Source organism: uncultured Mucilaginibacter sp., from assembly GCF_903893715.1.
GTDB lineage: Bacteria > Bacteroidota > Bacteroidia > Sphingobacteriales > Sphingobacteriaceae > Mucilaginibacter.
This window is the reverse complement of sequence record NZ_CAITNG010000140.1, coordinates 1-1,545: the sequence shown is the minus strand read 5'-3', so window position 1 is coordinate 1,545 and position 1,545 is coordinate 1. Positions and strand designations below refer to the sequence as shown.

The following is a 1,545-nucleotide window of genomic DNA, read 5'->3' as shown; positions in this document are numbered from 1 at the left end:
TTCTACCCTGCCAGTACAGTAAAACTGCCTACGGCGATTTTTGCACTTGAAAAACTAAACGAATTGAAGATTAAGGGTCTGGGCCGGAATTCAACCATGTTCACCGACAGCGCCTTTGCCGGGCAAACAAAAGTCACCAAAGATACCTCGGCAAAAAATGGCTTGCCAAGTATCGAACAATACATTAAAAAAATACTCTTAGTAAGCGATAACGATGCTTACAATCGCTTGTATGAGTTTGTCGGTCGCGAAGAGATAAACCAAAAACTAAGGAAGTATAGTTTGACCGGCACCCGAATCGTTGGCCGACTGGCTATTGGCGATGGCGGCGAAAGTACCCGGCATACCAACCCGGTCAATTTTTACAATGGCTCAAAACTGGTATATCAGAAGCCTGCGCAATATGACGCGAACGATTACCCTATGCAGTTGGAAAACATGATCATGGGTAAGGGCTATATCGACAAGAGTGATCAATTGGTGATGAAGCCCTTCGATTTTTCAAAATCGAACGTTTATCCGCTGGCCGACCAACAGGCCGTATTGAAGCGATTGCTTTTCCCGGAAGTTTTTCCGGAAAATGAACGGTATAACCTTACAGCCGACGACTATAAACTTATTTATCACTATATGAGCATGTTCCCGACTGAAAGCAAATATCCCACTTATGCCCGGCCCGATTATTACCCCACTTATTGCAAATTTCTATTTTACGGAGCGGATAGCCTGGCGAAAATCAACCCCGACATCCGCATATTTAATAAAGTGGGCGACTCCTACGGCTTCGATATCGACAACGCTTATATTGTTGATTTTAAAAACAAGGTGGAATTTATCCTATCGGCAGTTGTTCAATCCAATGACGACGATATCTATAATGACGATAAATACGAATACAAAACTGTATGCCTGCCCTTTATGCGCGATCTTGCTCAAACTATTTACCAGTTAGAACTTAAACGCGAACGCAAATACAAACCCAACCTTAGCAAGTTTAAATTCAGTTATTAATATACGCTTTACTTAGGCTGCATATATTTGAATTTTAACACTCTATGCTACGATGCAGGCTGCCACAGAAGTAAATAGATCGCACTTGGGCGAAGTTGCCCGGGTGTTTCTAAAACTGGGATTCCTTGGTTTTGGAGGGCCCGCTGTTCACATCGCTATGATGGAGGAAGAGCTTGTCAGGAAGCGACAATGGATGACCCAGGAACACTTTCTGGACCTGATTGGTGCAACCAATTTAATCCCCGGCCCCAATTCTACTGAAATGGCGTTACATTGCGGGCACGAACGGGCTGGCTGGCGTGGTTTGCTGCTGGCTGGTGCCTGTTTTATTCTTCCTGCCGTATTCCTTACCGGTTTACTGGCCTGGGCCTACAAGTCTTATGGGATGCCACCGCAGGTGGCACCCTTTATTTACGGTATCAAACCAGCCATCATAGGCATCATATTAGCCATGATGATTCGGCTGGGCCGAAAAGCTTTAAAAACTCTTTCGCGTCTTGTGACATCGGTTCAGTCTGTCCTTGCATAAAGTGC

Annotated in this window: 2 protein-coding genes; both read left to right on the top strand. The window is 44.8% G+C overall.

Going from position 1 to position 1,545, the window contains the following annotated elements; genetic code table 11:
- Positions 1–1,011 (top strand): serine hydrolase (locus QZX97_RS16700; protein WP_295664824.1); only part of this gene is annotated, 1,011 nt, incomplete at its 5' end.
- A gap of 85 nt (positions 1,012–1,096) precedes the next feature.
- Positions 1,097–1,540: a chromate transporter gene (locus QZX97_RS16695; protein WP_295664822.1), complete on the top strand. Its 444-nt coding sequence runs from the start codon at positions 1,097–1,099 to the stop codon at positions 1,538–1,540.
- The last annotated feature ends 5 nt before the right edge of the window (positions 1,541–1,545 follow it).